Below are 17236 nucleotides of genomic sequence, written 5' to 3' on the forward strand. Positions count from 1 at the left end.
CCTCTCCTTTGAGGCATTTTGAGTATGTATTCAGCAATTTTTTGCTAATCCACCTTCGTTATCCCTCCAGACACAATAAATTTCATGGCTTCTGCCGGATTGATGTCGATAGGATGAACATTGGAGGCCGGGACCATGTACAGTTCGCCTGAGAAGTTGTAAGAGTGTGGGAAATAGATAGCCACCAATTCCTGCCGACCAATCTGTTCGAGTGTTTCCTGAGTGATGAATCCCATTTTCCACAGATCATTTTCGCGGTTGATGAGCACCATGGCCGGTCGGTTAAACTTTTTTTCTTTTCCGACAAAGGCCGAAAACAGATCGCGCAACGATGTGTAGATGACCCGTACCAGTGGCGCCCGGTCGAGTAAATGGTCGGTGAAATGAATAACCGGACGCAGTACAATGGACTTTCCAAGCATTCCCAACAAAGTGATGATGAAAAATATAATGAGAATGCCGAAGCCTGGAAGACTGAAACCCAGCCAATCGCGGATGTAGGCTTGCAATAGACCGTCAGTAAAGTCAAATGCAATGTAAAGTACATAAACGGTGATGGCCAGCGGGGCAATCATGAGTAACCCCTGCAAAAACCAGGAAATAATTTTTTTCATAGGTATAGGTATTGAACGTTATTTTGTTAGTTCTTTTAATGACTCCAGAATTCGTACCTGCTCAGTTATCACGGCCCGGGCGATTCGTGGTAACCATGCGGGAGTGTGCCCTCGTGAATGTTGGCCTGCAAACCGTCCGATAAATTGCAACAGAACCTGCAGGTCGTGCCAGGCTCCCAGCTTTTCGTCTAGTATTTCCAGTTTCGTGGTTATGGATTCATCCCAAACCGACCGTTCTTCCGGTAGCAACTGATTCAAATATATCAGTTTCTTCAGTTGCTTCCGCTGCCAGTGCAGGTTGCCGGATTTTTCGGGATCCATGTGCGCTGCCAGCACTTTTTCCATCACTTGTTGCAATTGCTGCGTAACGATGTTTGTAAGTTCTTCCGTAGGTAGTTCATTTCGGTATTGTTGCTCAAATGCAGCAATATCAGGAATGGGAAGCCGTTGAAGATGTTTTTCTTCTTCACGATAGTGTTGCCACAGATAGTTCTGAAAGCCGTTGGAAGGTAATCGGTGCTTCCTGCAAATTTTGCGGAAGCGATGCAGGGCTACTGTCAGATCGCGCAGGCGGCTGGTTTGTTGGTAATATTCCCGGAAGGGAGTAAAAAGTGATTTCGATAGGTAGCGCTTAGGGTAAACAAATTCGAGGAGGAAGCACTGCACACGAATCGCTTTTAAACGAAGCCTGAGCTGATGCAGCTCCTTTTCTTTTTCCCGGCGGGCAGTATGGTTTGGGAAAACGGTTGTTCCGTTTTTGCTTAAAGCAATCATGGCAAATTGATCAACAATTATGTCTTTGGAACGGTTTCAACAATCTGTCGTCCTTCGGCTGTTGCGGGTTTATTGGCCTGTTTTTCCCTAGGAGCGTGATCATATTTCTTATCTTTGCCCTAACTTTTTGACAGAACGTGAAACTGAAAAATATACCATCATGAGTGAGAGAAAAGTGAGGGTTCGTTTTGCTCCAAGTCCGACCGGACCGCTGCATATGGGCGGAGTGCGTACCGCGCTGTTCAATTACCTGTTTGCCAAAGGACACGGAGGCGATTTCCTGCTCCGCATCGAAGATACCGACCAAAACCGCTACGTACCGGGTGCCGAGGAATACATCATGGAAAGTCTGGCATGGTGCGGAATGCAGATCGATGAAGGCCCTAAAGAAGGTGGGCCACATGGGCCGTACAGGCAGAGTGAGCGTAAAGAGTTGTACCATCAATATGCCGAGCAGTTGGTAGCCAGTGCTAATGCCTACTATGCTTTTGATACGCCGGAGGAACTCGAAGCTGCGCGGAGCGATGCGGAAGCAAAAGGAGAAACTTTCACGTACAATGCGGCTACCCGTGGCAACATGAAGAACTCACTCTCACTGCCTGAGGACGAATGGAAGAAGATGTTGGCAGACGGCGTTCCCGCTGTTGTTCGTTTTCGGATGCCGGACAATGAATCGGTAACGGAGGATGATTTAATTCGTGGGCGGGTGACTTTCGAAACCTCGCTGCTCGATGACAAAGTATTGTACAAAGCCGATGGCATGCCAACCTACCACCTGGCCAATGTGGTGGATGATCACCTGATGGAGATTACACATGTTATTCGTGGCGAGGAGTGGTTGTCGTCGATGCCGCTGCATGTTTTGCTGTACCGGGCACTGGGCTGGAGCGATACCATGCCGCGCTTTGCTCACTTACCGCTTATCCTAAAGCCGGTGGGCAAAGGGAAGCTCTCGAAACGCGATGGTGATAAAATGGGTTTTCCGGTTTTCCCACTGGAGTGGAAAGACCCGAAATCGAATGAGATTTCACGCGGCTACCGCGAAGATGGATATTTCCCCGAAGCATTCATCAATGTATTGGCTTTGCTGGGTTGGAATCCCGGGACAGAACAGGAGCTTTTCTCAATGGATGAACTGGTCAATGCCTTTTCGCTGGAGCGGGTTGGTAAATCGGGGTCCCGTTTCGATCCGGAAAAAACCAAGTGGTTCAACCATCAGTATCTGATTGGGAAAAGTGATGATGAGCTGGCTGAATTATTTCTTCCGCTGTTGCAGGAAAAGGGAATTGATACCGGTTCTGAGATGGTCGCACGTATTTGCGGAATGGTGAAAGAGCGTTGTAATTTCGTCCCGGAAATTTGGGAACAGAGTCATTTCTTTTTTGAAGCGCCAACTGAGTACGATGCAAAAGTGGTGAAAAAGCGTTGGAAAGAAGGTACGCCAGCTATGATGACTGAAATCGCTGATTTCCTGGAAACCGTGGAAAACTGGAAAGCACCGGAAATTAAAGAGCCTTTCTCAGCTTTCGTAAATGGGAAAGAGTGGGGATTTGGAGCGGTCATGAATGCTTTCCGGCTTTGCCTGGTAGGCGGTGGATTTGGTCCTGACCTATTCGAGATATGCGAAATTATTGGAAAGGAAGAAACCATTCGCCGGATACGGGACGGGGTAGCCAGTATTAGTCGATAGCTATTTAGATAAACTTATAAAAGAGGGTTGCCTGTTTTTCAGGTGACCCTCTTTTGTTTTAATGTTCATGTTTGTAGTGAAATATGAGTCTGTGATAGCCAATAAATGTTCTTTCTGTATAAATTATGATAGATAATAGACTGTTTTTATTTTTATAAATGATAATTATGTTTCTATGATTAATGATCCTGGGATAATATTTATACTCAGTCTGGTATGTTAAATGACATGTGGGTGGGCTACCCGATATCTTTGAAAGTGCTAATTTTATTGACATATAGATGATTCCAGAGCTGGTCTCCTAAACATAATAACCTCTTATGTATTGATAATCAAGGCATCTTTATTTATCATACTCTTACATTTCAAACCTTTTTGCCGTATATTTATTTACTGTGAAGATGCCTCCTGGTATCTTTCTGTAGCTTAATACTAACCTCTAACCTCAGTTTTATGAAGAAACCTCTACTCTTGTCATTTATTATCCTATTAATCGGAATAAATGTTATGGCAGCAGGGGGACCTGGCCTGACTGACTTTTCGTCCCCCGGGAATACCCGAAATGATCTGGAATTATTAGCAGGTACGGCGCCTGTTATTACAACTACCGGACCCTTTAGTATTGCTGAAAATAGTGCGGTTAATGATCCTGTGACGACTCTTAATGGTACGGATGATGATGGAACTCTTCAAAACTGGACCATTGTTTCAGCTACAACAGTTGACGTATTTTCTATTGATCCCTCGACAGGTGATATAACGGTAGCGAATAGTTCACTTTTAGACTATGAGACGATTCAGTCTGTCACACTCACAGTTACGGTTAGTGACGGGCCGGAAGGAGATGCTGCGACTTTAACCAGTGCACCGGTTGATATAGTTATAAACCTGACAGATGTCAACGAGTTTACTCCGGTGGTTGAACCTGCCGGTCCGTTTACGATTGCTGAGAACACCTCCACCACTACCCTTATTGTGAAGATGACTGCAAAGGATGATGATGGTTCAGCAACGTTTAGTGGATGGACGATTTCGAGTGGAAATTCTTCCGGGGCGTTTGCCATTGATGCATCTTCAGGAGAGCTCACAGTTGTTAATAGTTCTGTACTGGATTACGAAACCACTACCTCGTTCACTATAGGTGTAAAGGTCAGTGACGGAACAAATCTCAGCGAAGAAGAAACTGTAACCGTCAATCTAGTCGATCTTAATGATGAGATTCCAGTTATCGACTCCGGGCAGGGATATACTATTGATGAAAATACGTCAGTCGGAACAGAGCTTGGAGCAAGCGGTTTGACAGCCACAGATGCTGATGCGGGAACCTCTTTTTCTGGATGGATCATTAGCAGTAATGTTGACCCTGACGGAGATGGGAATTTCGCTTTCTCTATCAATGGAGATAGCGGCCGGTTGTCAGTTAATGATGCAGATGATTTGGACTATGAAACGAATCCGTCTTTGACGATTGGCGTAAAGGTTAGTGATGGCTTGAATCTTAGTGACGAGGAAACTGTGACAGTTAGCCTGGTAGATCTTAATGATGAAATACCGATAGTTACAGCGAATCAAAGTTTTACTATCGATGAAAATACATCTGTTGGAACGGCAGTTGGGACAAGTGGTTTGGCAGCCACAGATGCTGATGCCGGGACTTCTTTTTCGGAATGGATAATTAGTACTAACGTCGATCCGGATGGGGATGGAAATCAGGCTTTCTCTATCGATGCCGGTACCGGACAGTTGTCTGTTAATGATGCAGATGATTTGGACTATGAAACGAATCCGTCTTTGACGATTGGCGTAAAGGTTAGTGATAGTAAAAATCTTAGCGCAGAGCAAAACGTGACCATTAACCTGAATAACCTGAATGATGAAGCTCCCGTTATAACCGCCGATCAACGTTTTTCTATTCCGGAAAATAGTGCATATGACTATTCGGTGGGGACAGTGGCCGTGACGGATCCTGATTCGCCGTTGCCCACTACGTACCATGATTGGAGCATTAAGAGTGGAAACACAAACGGAGCTTTTTCAATTGATGCCTCTACCGGCGAAATCAAAGTAGCTAACAGTTCAGAACTTGATTTGGAAACTACAACTTCATTTACTCTGGGGCTAACCGTGAATGACGGAGATAATACCAGCGCTCAGGAAACTGTTACCATCCATTTGACTGACGTTAACGATATCGATCCGGTGATTACTTCCGACCAATCCTTTGATGTGGATGAGCTTAGTGATAATGGTACGGTGGTTGGTACTGTGAAGGCAACAGATGGCGATACTACCACTACGAGTTTTTCATCATGGACTATTAAAGATGGCAATACTGCAGATAACGCTTTTACGATTAATGGTACATCTGGAGAGATAACGGTGGCCAATTCGTCTGCATTGGATATCACAGTGAATCCAACTTTTACGTTGACCCTTAGTGTTAGCGATGGCGTCAATACCAGCGCAGATGAGACGGTAACCATTAGTCTAACTGATATCAACAATCAAAATCCGGTTGTCACCAATGGCCAGACGTTTGATGTGGATGAAAACAGTGCTGCGACTACGTCGGTCGGAACGGTGGCTGCTACGGATGCAGACTCCAATACAACTTTCCAGAATTGGACAATTACCAGCAATGTGAATGGAGATGGTGACGCCAACGATGCTTTTGCTATTGATGCTTCTACGGGAGAAATAACGGTTAATGATGCAGACGATTTGGATAGGGAAGCCAACGCTTCTTTGATTATTCAAGTTACTGTTAGTGATGGAGCCAATACATCATCGGCTGAAAATGTAACCATCAATTTAAATGATGTGAATGATGTCATTCCGGTTGTTGATACCGGGCAATCTTTCAGCATAGCCGAGAATAGTGCAAACGGTACGGTTGTCGGAACAGCAACAGCATCGGATGGTGATGTTTCATCAACAACCTTCCAGAATTGGACAATCTCATCAAGCACAGTTGCAGGGGCTTTTGCAATTGATGCTTCGACGGGACAAATTACCGTCGCTAACTCGACTGCTCTGGATCGGGAAACCGTGGAAACCATCACACTTGGTTTGACGGTGGGAGACGGCGTTAATACCAGCGCCGCACAGGATGTGACTATCACATTGACGGATGTAAATGATGTGACTCCGGTGATAACTGCCAGCCAGGTATTCAATGTGGATGAAGGAAGCGCCAACGCTACCGTGGTGGGAACCGTTGCAGCAACCGATCAGGATGTAACTTCAACTACTTTCCACGATTGGACCATTACCGGCGGTAATACAGATAATGCTTTCGGGATTAATGCTTCTTCCGGACAGATAACGGTGACGAACAGTTCGGCATTGGACTTTGCGGTCAATCCATCTTTTACACTAACGTTAACGGTTAGTGACGGTACCAATACCAGTGCCGAAGGGAGTGTTACCATCAATTTGAATGACGTAAATAATCAGGCACCGGTTATCACAGCCGACCAAACCTTCACGATAGACGAAAACAGTGTCAATTCGAATGTTGTCGGAACTGTTGCCGCTACTGATCCTGATGCAGGAACCACTTTCCAGGATTGGACCATTGTTTCCGGCAACACGAACAATGCATTTGCGATTAATGTGTCGACCGGCGAAATTACGGTAGCGACAAGCACGGCCCTGGATAAGGAAACAACGTCATCTTTCACGCTTAGTTTAACGGTTAGCGATGGTGTGAATACCAGTGCAGAGCAGACTATTGCCATTACTTTGAATGATTTGAACGATGAGGTTCCGGTGGTGACAGCCAATCAGACTTTCTCTATCGATGAAAACAGTGCGAATGGTTCATCTGTAGGAACGGTTCTGGCCACTGACGGTGATGTAACGGCTACGACTTTCCAGAATTGGACGATTACCGATGGAAACACCAACGGAGCATTCGCCATTAATGGTTCTACCGGTGAAATCACAGTCGCTAAATCAACAGAGCTCAACAGGGAAGTCGTGACTTCCTACACGTTAACCGTTACTGTTGATGATGGCGTGAATACCAGTGCAGCCCAAACTCTTACGGTGGATGTGAATGATGTGAATGATGTATTGCCGGTTATTACCGCTAATCAGTCCTTTACTATTGATGAAAATAGTGTCGGTGGAACGGTTGTGGGAACTTTAACGGCGACGGACGGAGACGTCACAGCAACGACATTCCAGACATGGCAAATCGTTTCCAACGTGAATGGTGACGGGGACGTTAACAACGCCTTTACAATTAACACCGGGACGGGGGAGATAACAGTGAATGATGCCGGCGACTTGGACCGCGAAGCTGCTTCTTCTTTTACGATTGGAGTAACAGTAAGCGACGGAGTCAATACCAGTGCTCAGCAGGACGTGGTCATTTATTTAAATGATTTGAACGACGAAGCACCGGTTATAACAGCTAATCAGAGTTTCTCTATTGACGAGAACTCCCCGGACGATATGGTGATTGGAACGCTCGTGGCAACTGATATTGATGTGACGGCTACGACTTTTGAAAATTGGAGGATTGTCTCGAATGTGAATCCTGATAATGATGTTTTGAATGCTTTCGGTATCAATGATGCAACAGGCGAAATCTTTGTCAATGATTCAACAGATCTCGATCGGGAAGCGAATGCTTCACTGACCATCCAGGTAACGGTTTCGGATGGTGTAAATACCAGCGATCCGGTGGATGTCGTGATTAATTTGAATGAACTGAATGATGTTGCACCGGTGGTGACCGCCAATCAATCTTTTACCATTAAGGAAAAAAGTGATGTTGGAACAACGGCTGGAACCCTTGCTGCAACCGATGGCGATATCAGTGCAACAACCTTCCAAAATTGGCTCATCGCCACGAATATAGATGTAGACGGTGACGGAACAGGCGCTTTTGCGCTGAATATCGATACGGGAGTACTCACCGTCGCCGATTCAGACGATCTGGACCGTGAGCAAAATGCTTCTTTGACCATTCGGGTAACCGTTGGAGATGGCGTGAATACCAGTGATACGGCCGATGTGGTTGTTAATTTGAGCGACACCAACAACCAGCCTCCGGTGGTTACGGCCGGACAATCCTTTCCGGTTAATGAGAACACTACCAATAGAACCGAGGTAGGTACGGTGGTTGCTACTGATGCTGATGTAACGGCTACCACGTTCCGCGATTGGACGATTGTTGGTGGTAATGATGCCGGAACATTTGCCATCAATGATTCGACGGGAGTCATTACTGTTGCGGACAGTACCTTGCTCGACCGCGAAACTATTGAATCGATCGTGTTGAGTATTACCGTGAGTGATAGCATTAATGTGAGTGCTCCGGAGGATGTTACGATTACACTGAATGACGTCAATGATGTGGCACCGGTGGTTACCGCTGACCAGTCATTTACCATTGAAGAGAACAGTGCCAACGATTTGGTTATCGGAACGCTGGTGGCAACCGATGGTGATGTATCGGCTACTACCTTCCAAAACTGGAATATCCTTACAGGAAATGCTTCCGGAACCTTTGCTCTTGACGAATCTACTGGAGCGTTGTCTGTCGCTGACAGTACGGCACTTGATCGCGAAACTACTTCATCTTTCACTCTCGGTGTAGTAACCGGTGACGGGGTGAATACCGGCGATACAGTAGATGTAGTCATCAATCTCACCGATGTGAACGATGTGACGCCGGTTGTTACAGCCGATCAATCATTCAATGTTGACGAAAACAGTGTTGCCGGTACGACCATTGGAACGGTGCTCGCAACCGATGGTGACGTGACTCCAACAACCTTTACCAATTGGACAATTAGCACTGGAAATGATGATAATGCATTTGCCATTGATAGTTTGTCAGGTGTTCTTTCTGTCAACGATCCGGCAACGCTTGATCGCGAAGTCCTCGATTCATTGATTATCGGTGTCTTTGTCAGCGATGGACTGGATACCAGTGTAGTGCAAAATGTAACGATTCACCTGAATGATGTGAACGATGTTCTTCCTGTTATTGCAGCTGATTCGACATTTGCCATTGATGAGAACAGTCCTGCCGGCACGGTTGTGGGAACAGCTTCAGCTACGGATGGCGATGTAACCCCAACAACTTTCTCCAATTGGACTATCGTTGATGGAAACACAGGAGGAGCTTTCGCCATCGATGGCAATTCCGGCCAGATTACCGTTGCACAAAGCTCGGCACTGGACCGTGAAAAAATCGATACCCTGAAGCTGAGTGTAACGGTTAGCGATGGAGTGAATACCAGTGCTCCTGAGTTGGTCATTGTAACTCTGAACGATGTGAATGATATTCTGCCGGTTATTGCTGCCGGACAATCGTTTACCCTTCCGGAGAATACGGTGGTAGGAACGTCTGTTGGTAAGATAGAAGTTGCCGACAGCGATGTGACTGCCAGCACGTTCAACAATTGGCAAATATCGACCAATTTCGATGGAAACGGTGACGGTAATCCAACCTTTGCCATCGATAGTCTATCGGGTAACCTGACGGTCAACGATCCGGGTGATCTCGATTTCGAAACTGTGCCGGATTTTAACATCGCCGTAACGGTTGACGACAGTGTGAATACCAGCCTTCCGGTGGAAGTAGCCTTGCATCTGACGGATAAAAACGACAATGCACCGGTTATTATCACGATGCCTTATTTCACCATCCAGGAAAATTCCGAGATTGGAACACTGGTGGCCCAGTTTGAAGCTACGGACGTAGATGTTACGCCGGCAACCTTTACCTGGCACATTGTGAAAAATACTGATCCGGACATGGATGGGGCGGAAGCGTTTATCATTAATGAATCGAATGGTAATCTGTATATCCGCGACAAAGATGATTTCGATTATGAAGCCAACGATGAGCTGAAAGTCAGGATATCTGTCTGGGATGGCATTAACCGGAGTGACTATCTGGAAGTAATCATCGGCATCACAAATGATACCAGTGACGATGTAACAACCGGTTTGGATGACCTTGCCTTGAAAGAGGTGAAGGTGTACCCGAACCCTGCTCAAAGTTATTTCTATATAGACGGTCCTGTCGGGGAAACCGTACATCTGATCGACATGAATGGTAGATTGGTGAAAACAGCGCTGATGGAATCAAATATCCAACGCTTTGATCTATCCGGAACTCCAAAGGGAATCTACCTGGTGCAGATACAGCACAAAACCGTATCAAAAGTAATTGTCAGGTAATTTCCGGATTTCTCCTACAATCCGAAGGCTCTCCTGTTTCAGGGGAGCCTTTTTTAGTTTGGATATTTATTCCGCGAAGGATATGATAACCTGAAGTTAAGATTATGTTTTGTCGCAAATCACGACTTTTTTGCGATTTCTTTGGCTGCACGTTCCTGAAACTGTATTTTCGTGGTAACTAGACGTTCGTAAAGCATCTGTTATGGTTTATCCTACACATCATAAAAAGCCAGCTACTGCCCGACCCTTTTTGAAGTGGGCAGGTGGAAAAAGGCAGCTTTTGCCGGTTATTACAGATGCGCTTCCGAAAGATTTGGAGAAAAAACCCTTTGTGTATGTCGAGCCTTTCGTGGGCAGTGGGGCTGTACTTTTCAGGATGCTCGACAAATTTCCCAACATTGAAAAAGCTGTCATCAACGATGTTAATGAAGATTTGATTCATGCCTACCGGACTATTCAGGAGGAGCCGGATGCATTGATTGAGGCTTTGCAGCAACTGGAGAAAGAGTATTACGGTAACCCGGAAGAGGAGTTCCGGCAAATGCATTACCAGATGGTGCGACAGCTTTTCAATGAGCGGAAAGCGTCAAGAGCCCATCATACAGCTTACCTTATTTTTCTGAACCGGACGTGTTACAACGGATTGTACCGCGTGAACAAGGAGAATCAGTTCAATGTGCCTTTCGGGAAACACAAAAATCCGAAGATTTGCAATGAGGCTAACATCCGGTTGGTGCACAAAGCCTTGCAGAAGGTGGAGATTCGGCTGGGCGATTTTGATGCGTTAAACGACCTGGTGACTCCCGATGCTTTTTTCTACTTCGATCCACCCTACAAGCCTATCAGTTCAACGGCTTCATTTAATGCTTATTCGCAGAATGGATTTGGTGACGGCGATCAGGAACGCCTGAAGGGATTTTGCGACAAGTTGCACGAAACGGGAGCCCATTGGCTGCTCAGCAATTCCGATCCGAAGAACGAAGATCCGGAAAATCATTTCTTCGATGAATTGTACGGTGATTATCAAATCGAACGGGTGCAGGCGCGCCGGGCAATCAACTCGCGTGGAAGCCGGCGCGGAGAAATCAGTGAGTTGCTGATTCGGAATTACGACTAAAATCCTTTTTCAAGTATCAGTTTATCGAGTTCGTTTGCAGATTTTCCTTTACTGAATGTGGCAGCCTGTTCGGGTGAGTTATCCTCTATTAATATTTGATGAATACCTAATCGTTTAATCCGCTTTTTCAGAATCGCACGCGCTTTGTTCTCTTCCGCTACCATTCCATAATAGATGACCGTTAGCCATTGTTCCACTTCATCTGTCAGTTCATCGTATTTTAATGATAACCGTTTGATGCGTCTTAAAATCAGCGGGTCGACAACTTTCCCGGTAGGTGCATAAACCGTTATGAAATCGTCGTAGAGCTTCTGCCGGCCGAAACGATTACCGATGGTTTTCAGCTTTTGAAAGTATTCCTTATCCCGTGGAGCCACAGTTTTTCCTTCCGGAGAACGAAGGAAAACGCACCAGTCATCGAATTTGCCACGGCCAAAGAAAACGACCGCCCCATTGGTTAACGTGGTTGGATCGTGCATCGGTAATTTTCAACCCGGCCTAAGGTTTTCGTACAATATTGAAGTTGAATTCCACGGTTCCGATTTTGCTGAATAAGCGAAGCCAGAGTGGAAGCAGCATCTCGGTTCCGCGGGCAGCGGTAATATCGCCCAGGTCGATGATGTTACTGTCTTTCCAGCCGAACTCCTGGAGCAATTCCGAGACTTTCGTTCGGGCATCGGAATCATTTCCACAAACGAAAACGTTGTGGTCACCGGGAATGCCTTCGGGATGCAGCATAATTTCACAATTCATGGTGTTGAGGGACTTCACCACCATTGAATCGGGAAAATGATTCTGAATTTGTTCTCCCAGCGAACTATCGTTGCAAAAGAGTAGTTTGGGCGGCATGCCGTTTGTAAAATCGAGAGGATTGGCCACATCGATAAGGATTTTTCCCTTCAGATTTTCGCCGCCAGCCAACTCGAGTGCCGTAAGGGATGCATGTCCGTTGGTACAATTGAAAACGATTTCGTCAGCGAAGACAGCTGTATCGGCGAAAGTTCCGTTGTTGGCCAGGTCTCCGTATTTTTCGGCGAAAGCCACAGCTTTTTCATTTTCAGCTGAACGCGAGCCCATACATACTTCATAGCCTCTGCCGACCAGACGGGACGCAATGGCCTGACCGACCATCCCAGTTCCCAGGACACCAATTTTACTCATAGCTAATTTGATTGGTTATACATGATACGGTTGATTTGCGAATTATTCTTCGTCGCCGTAAATGGCAACATATTTATCTCCAGTCGACTTCACAAAGCCACGGAACATGCCCGGCGTATTCATCATCATCACCACATTCCCGTCTTTATCCACGCCAATCATGCCACCGTCGCCACCGGACTTTACCAGTTCGTTGTTAATGATTTCGTTGGCTACATCGTGAAACGAAAGTTGCTTGTATTCCATCAGGGCAGCGATGGTTCGCGCCACCGTGTACCGAATGAAGAACTCGCCGTGGCCGGTGCAGGAAATTGCACAACTTTGATTGCTGGCATACGTTCCCGCTCCGATGATGGGAGAGTCGCCAATGCGGTGAAACTTTTTATTCGTCATGCCTCCGGTCGAGGTTCCTGCAGCCAGATTTCCATACTGATCGAGTGCGGCACAACCGACGGTTCCAAATTTGTTTTTCCCTTCTTTCGCGAGGTAACGTTGTAGCGCATCCCATCGCCTTTGCGTGAAGAAGTAACTGCTGTCGACTATCGTCAATTCCTGCTGACGGGCAAATTCCGACGCGCCGGAACCATACAGCATCACATGTTCCGATTTCTCCATCACTTTCCGCGCCAGCGAGATGGGATTTTTCACATCGCCAACTCCGGCGACAGCGCCTGCATTCAGAGTTGATCCATCCATGATGGCGGCATCCATTTCGTTGGTTCCGTAGTGGGAAAATACGGCTCCTTTTCCGGCATTAAACAGCGGAGAATCTTCCATCACCCGAATGGTGTGTTCTACGGCATCGATGGCGGTTCCGCCGCGCGACAAAACTGCCTTGCCCGTATCGAGCGCTTCACTGAGTTTGTCGCGGAATTGTTTTTCCAGTTCCGGGCCCAAATTTTCGCGACTGATAACACCGGCACCGCCGTGAATTACTAAAACATATTTGGGAGGTTGAGCCTGTGACGGAGTGGACAGAAAGCTTGTGAAGAGGAACAAGAAAAGATAACCCAGGAGAAAGGCAGTTCGGTTCATTTGTGCAGGTATTGGATTCGTTCTGATGAAGATAGGAAAAACAGCTGCCAAATGAAAAGCCTTCGGAAGGGGAAAAAAAAGAAAAAGGCTGCAACGGACTTTCATCCATCGCAGCCTTTGATACTATTTGTTAATGGTCAAGCAGTACAAATTATTGCTGGTACATCGATTCGCGCAATTCTTTGATGCGATCGTCGGTGATGTAGTCGTCGTAATTCATCAGTTTATCGATGATACCGTTCGGTGTGAGTTCGATAACACGGTTACAAACGGTTTGAATGAATTCGTGGTCATGCGATGCCATCAGCACAATGCCGGGGAAGCTAATCAGGCCGTTGTTGAAAGCCTGAATCGATTCCAGGTCGAGGTGGTTGGTGGGGTTGTCCAGCATCACCACGTTCGGGTGGCGCATCATCAGTCGCGAAATCATACAGCGCATCTTTTCACCTCCGGAAAGTACTTTCGCACTTTTGAAAATTTCCTCGCCTGAGAAAAGCATTTTTCCGAGGAAGGAGCGGAGGAAACTGGCGTCGGTGTTGTCGGTGTATTGCGCCAGCCAGTCGACTAGTGGAAAGTCGTTGTTGAAGAAACGGTTATTGTCCATCGGAAGATAACCGGTGGTCACGGTTACACCCCATTCAAATTCACCGGAATCGGGTTGAGCGTCTTCGTTCAGAATGTTGAAAAGCGCCGTCATGGCACGCGTATCGCGCGAAAGAAAGACGACTTTCTCATCCTGTTCGATGGTAAAATTGACATTGTTGAATACGACTTCGCCATCGATGCTTTTACTCAGATTTTTCACCGTAAGGATGTTGTTTCCCACTTCCCGCTCGGGTTGGAAAATAATTCCCGGGTAACGGCGGGTCGAAGGCTGAATCTCTTCCACGTTGAGTTTTTCCAGCATCTTCTTGCGACTCGTCGTTTGTTTCGACTTGGCCACGTTGGCGCTAAAGCGTGAAATAAATTCCTGCAACTCCTTCTTCTTCTCCTCCATCTTTTTGTTTTGCTGCGCCATTTGGCGGGCAGCCAACTGACTGGAGTGATACCAGAAGGAGTAGTTTCCACCGAACATCCGAACTTTTCCGTAATCGATATCGACGGTGTGCGTCGACACGCTATCGAGGAAGTGACGGTCGTGCGAAACCAGAATTACCGTGTTATTGAAATTGGCCAGGAAGTTTTCCAGCCACATGACCGTTTCCAAATCGAGGTCGTTGGTCGGCTCATCGAGGAGTAGGTTGTCGGGGTTTCCGAACAAAGCCTGGGCCAGCAACACGCGAACTTTTTCTTTCTGTTCCAAATCGCCCATGCGGCGGTAATGCAAACTTTCACGAATGCCCAATCCGCTGAGCAGGGCTGCAGCATCGCTCTCAGCGTTCCAGCCGTCCATTTCGGCAAATTTATCTTCCAGCTCGGCTGCCTTCATACCATCTTCTTCCGAGAAATCGGGCTTGGCATAAATGGCATTCTTTTCCTGCATAATGCTCCACAGCTCTTCGTGTCCCATCATGACGGTATCGAGCACGTTGAATTCATCATACGCGTGGTGGTCCTGGCTGAGTACCGACAATCGTTCGCCGGGTCCCATGGAAATAGAACCTCTGGTCGAATCCTGCTCTCCTGAAATCATTTTCAAAAAAGTAGATTTACCGGCTCCGTTCGCTCCAATTACTCCGTAGCAGTTGCCGGGTGTAAACTTCATGTTCACATCCTGGAAAAGTATTCTTTTACCAAACTGAATGGCTAAATCTGAGACTGTAATCATTTTTAAAAAAGGCTTTTGAGGCGGCAAATGTAGGAAAAAAACGATGCGCGTTCGGTAATTGGTTGTTAAGAAATCGGAATCATTGTATCAACCGGCAGTGATTAAACCACTTGCCTGATAAACAATCTAAAGAAAACACGCGCCGGAACGAGATGAAATTTTTTTTCAATCCATGGCGCAAGTTTTTTTACCTTGATGTGTCCAAAAGAAAAATCCGGACAACGATTAGAACCATTAATGGACGAGAAGCAACTGGTTATTGAATTGCAAGCGGGCGACGAAAAAGCTTTTCGTCACCTTGTCGGGAAATATCAGCAACAGGTATTTCGCACAGCCATGGGATTTGTCCACGATGGTTCGGAAGCTGATGACATAGCCCAGGAGGTTTTCGTCGAGGTTTTTAAATCGGTTCATGGGTTCCGGGGCGATGCAAGCCTTTCGACCTGGATTTACCGGATGACGGTCAACCGTTCGCTGAACCGGTTACGGAGCCGGAAACGAAAAGGTTTTTTTCAGCGAATCGAGGCGTTCTTTCAGGATGATGCAGATTGGACCGGCGAGCCGGAAGCTGATTGTTCTATCCATCCCGAAGCGGTGGTAGGCAACCAGGAAACGGCTCAGGCGTTGCAACAGGCGCTTGGCAGTTTGCCGGAAAATCAACGTACCGCGTTTGTGCTTTATCATTACGAAGATATGGCTTACAAGGAAATCGCTACCGTGATGAACGTTTCGCTGTCTTCGGTTGAGTCGCTGATTCACCGGGCACGAAAGAATCTGCAAAAGAAATTGAAGAATTTTTACAAAAAATGATGATCCCGGCGCAAGTTTTTCCGGGTAACGGTGTCAAACAGTAAAACGAGGTAAAAAATGATGAACGAGCAACATATCACAGAACGACTTTGGGAGTTTCATCTGGGAAATCTTTCGGAAGAAGAAAACCGGCAGATGGAAGCCCACCTCGAAGCTTGTGAATCGTGTCTTCGTGAATCGGAGGTCGTAAAACGAGCTGTTCAGGAGATAGCTGTTGAACGTTCGCAGGAAGTTCCGCCTTTTCTTTATACCCGGATTCAGGGACGACTGGAATCAGTCAGGAAACCGGCACCGTTGTGGAAACGCACCCTGGTTACCTCATTGGGAACCATTTTGTTGCTGGTGAGTATCTGGGGCGGCGTAAAGCTTGGGACGATGGACGTAAGACAAACTTCCGGTACGTCGGTGGAAAACCCGATGGGCAATCTGGCCATCAATGAGATGGTGAATGAACCAATTGAAGGCTATCTGTTCGACTTTAAATGATGCGGCGATGAAAAAGACACAATTCCTGATATGGGCAGTGATTATCCTGTTTGCCATGAACGTGGCAACGATTGTGACGATTGTGGTTAGTCGTAACCGAACGGTTGAACCGAAAACAACCCAGGTGCAAAATCCACCGGCTGATCCGGACGCTGTTCGTTTCCACTTTTTCGCTCAGGAATTAGGATTGAGGCCCGAGCAGATGGAAGCCTTCCGGAATGCAAACCGCACATTTAATCCGCGGGTGCATCAACTTTCCATGGAGATGGCAGATATGAGACGGGAGATGGTGAATGAACTGGGAAAAGAGAATCCCGACAGGCAGAAACTCGATTCGCTGGCAGCTGCTTTCGGTAATTTGCACAGACAATTGAAAGAACAAACAATTAACTACTATATGGAATTGCGCTCGGTGTGTACACCTGAGCAGCAGCAAGAACTGCACGTGCTGTTTCGTACCATGCTGAATCCGAACAACGATTTGCCCTTACATCGTTACGGAAGAGGCTGGCGACACGGTCGGGGAATGCGCAGAGGCAGGCCCGGAAATTAATTTATCGGAATTTAATAACTGA

The 17236-nt window shown here is 46.7% G+C and carries 12 protein-coding genes; 6 read left to right on the top strand and 6 right to left on the bottom strand.

The annotated features are described in order from the left end of the window. Nucleotides 1-44: 44 nt before the first annotated feature. Both GJU87_RS19525 and GJU87_RS19530 read right to left on the bottom strand, forming a co-directional pair. A complete protein-coding gene (locus GJU87_RS19525) occupies nt 45-614 on the bottom strand; it encodes a DUF502 domain-containing protein (RefSeq protein WP_153641014.1) in 570 nt (189 codons plus the stop codon). Between the two features lie 18 nt (nt 615-632). Beyond that, complete coding sequence (locus GJU87_RS19530) at nt 633-1388, bottom strand: CHAD domain-containing protein (protein WP_153641015.1); 756 nt, start codon at nt 1386-1388, stop codon at nt 633-635. A gap of 160 nt (nt 1389-1548) precedes the next feature. Between GJU87_RS19530 and gltX the strand changes: the two genes are divergently transcribed. The 3 genes from gltX to GJU87_RS19545 all read left to right on the top strand — a co-directional run bounded on the left by gltX (nt 1549) and on the right by GJU87_RS19545 (nt 11401). Further along, nucleotides 1549-3078, top strand: a complete 1530-nt coding sequence (gene gltX / locus GJU87_RS19535) for a glutamate--tRNA ligase (protein WP_153641016.1) — start codon at nt 1549-1551, stop codon at nt 3076-3078. Between the two features lie 453 nt (nt 3079-3531). Then, the gene (locus tag GJU87_RS19540) at nt 3532-10284 is read left to right on the top strand and encodes a cadherin domain-containing protein (protein ID WP_153641017.1); all 6753 of its coding nucleotides are present in this window, start codon (nt 3532-3534) and stop codon (nt 10282-10284) included. Nucleotides 10285-10486: 202 nt separating this feature from the next. Beyond that, nucleotides 10487-11401 carry a DNA adenine methylase gene (locus tag GJU87_RS19545; RefSeq protein WP_153641018.1) on the top strand — a complete coding sequence of 305 codons (915 nt, stop codon included), beginning with the start codon at nt 10487-10489 and terminating at the stop codon, nt 11399-11401. Here GJU87_RS19545 and GJU87_RS19550 read toward each other — a convergent pair. The 4 genes from GJU87_RS19550 to GJU87_RS19565 all read right to left on the bottom strand — a co-directional run bounded on the left by GJU87_RS19550 (nt 11398) and on the right by GJU87_RS19565 (nt 15365). Then, the gene (locus tag GJU87_RS19550; protein ID WP_153641019.1) at nt 11398-11880 is read right to left on the bottom strand and encodes a hypothetical protein; all 483 of its coding nucleotides are present in this window, start codon (nt 11878-11880) and stop codon (nt 11398-11400) included. The two genes, GJU87_RS19545 and GJU87_RS19550, sit on opposite strands and share 4 nt — an antisense overlap. Before the next feature lie 19 nt (nt 11881-11899). Further along, nucleotides 11900-12562 (bottom strand): NADPH-dependent F420 reductase, encoded by a 663-nt coding sequence (locus GJU87_RS19555; protein ID WP_153641020.1) that lies wholly within the window; start codon nt 12560-12562, stop codon nt 11900-11902. A gap of 42 nt (nt 12563-12604) precedes the next feature. Further along, nucleotides 12605-13597 (bottom strand): isoaspartyl peptidase/L-asparaginase family protein, encoded by a 993-nt coding sequence (locus GJU87_RS19560; protein ID WP_153641021.1) that lies wholly within the window; start codon nt 13595-13597, stop codon nt 12605-12607. A 151-nt stretch (nt 13598-13748) separates the two neighbouring features. Continuing rightward, nucleotides 13749-15365, bottom strand: coding sequence for an ABC-F family ATP-binding cassette domain-containing protein (locus GJU87_RS19565; protein ID WP_153641022.1), 1617 nt, complete (start codon nt 15363-15365; stop codon nt 13749-13751). A 237-nt stretch (nt 15366-15602) separates the two neighbouring features. Here GJU87_RS19565 and GJU87_RS19570 point away from each other — a divergent pair, with 237 nt between their 5' ends. The 3 genes from GJU87_RS19570 to GJU87_RS19580 are packed head-to-tail and all read left to right on the top strand — an operon-like array spanning nt 15603 to nt 17214. Beyond that, nucleotides 15603-16175, top strand: coding sequence for an RNA polymerase sigma factor (locus GJU87_RS19570; protein WP_194831591.1), 573 nt, complete (start codon nt 15603-15605; stop codon nt 16173-16175). 57 nt (nt 16176-16232) lie between these two features. Then, on the top strand, nt 16233-16661 hold the full coding sequence (locus GJU87_RS19575) for an anti-sigma factor (RefSeq protein WP_153641024.1): 429 nt from the start codon (nt 16233-16235) through the stop codon (nt 16659-16661). 7 nt (nt 16662-16668) lie between these two features. Continuing rightward, nucleotides 16669-17214, top strand: coding sequence for a Spy/CpxP family protein refolding chaperone (locus GJU87_RS19580; RefSeq protein ID WP_194831592.1), 546 nt, complete (start codon nt 16669-16671; stop codon nt 17212-17214). The last annotated feature ends 22 nt before the right edge of the window (nt 17215-17236 follow it).

Source organism: Prolixibacter sp. NT017, from assembly GCF_009617875.1.
GTDB lineage: Bacteria > Bacteroidota > Bacteroidia > Bacteroidales > Prolixibacteraceae > Prolixibacter.

What these genes read in the sequence shown, in the direction of transcription:
- GJU87_RS19525 (WP_153641014.1), bottom strand. Translation starts at nt 614, where the DNA reads ATGAAAAAAATTATTTCCTGGTTTTTGCAGGGGTTACTCATGATTGCC.
- GJU87_RS19530 (WP_153641015.1), bottom strand. Translation starts at nt 1,388, where the DNA reads ATGATTGCTTTAAGCAAAAACGGAACAACCGTTTTCCCAAACCATACT.
- gltX (WP_153641016.1), top strand. Translation starts at nt 1,549, where the DNA reads ATGAGTGAGAGAAAAGTGAGGGTTCGTTTTGCTCCAAGTCCGACCGGA.
- GJU87_RS19540 (WP_153641017.1), top strand. Translation starts at nt 3,532, where the DNA reads ATGAAGAAACCTCTACTCTTGTCATTTATTATCCTATTAATCGGAATA.
- GJU87_RS19545 (WP_153641018.1), top strand. Translation starts at nt 10,487, where the DNA reads ATGGTTTATCCTACACATCATAAAAAGCCAGCTACTGCCCGACCCTTT.
- GJU87_RS19550 (WP_153641019.1), bottom strand. Translation starts at nt 11,880, where the DNA reads ATGCACGATCCAACCACGTTAACCAATGGGGCGGTCGTTTTCTTTGGC.
- GJU87_RS19555 (WP_153641020.1), bottom strand. Translation starts at nt 12,562, where the DNA reads ATGAGTAAAATTGGTGTCCTGGGAACTGGGATGGTCGGTCAGGCCATT.
- GJU87_RS19560 (WP_153641021.1), bottom strand. Translation starts at nt 13,597, where the DNA reads ATGAACCGAACTGCCTTTCTCCTGGGTTATCTTTTCTTGTTCCTCTTC.
- GJU87_RS19565 (WP_153641022.1), bottom strand. Translation starts at nt 15,365, where the DNA reads ATGATTACAGTCTCAGATTTAGCCATTCAGTTTGGTAAAAGAATACTT.
- GJU87_RS19570 (WP_194831591.1), top strand. Translation starts at nt 15,603, where the DNA reads ATGGACGAGAAGCAACTGGTTATTGAATTGCAAGCGGGCGACGAAAAA.
- GJU87_RS19575 (WP_153641024.1), top strand. Translation starts at nt 16,233, where the DNA reads ATGATGAACGAGCAACATATCACAGAACGACTTTGGGAGTTTCATCTG.
- GJU87_RS19580 (WP_194831592.1), top strand. Translation starts at nt 16,669, where the DNA reads ATGAAAAAGACACAATTCCTGATATGGGCAGTGATTATCCTGTTTGCC.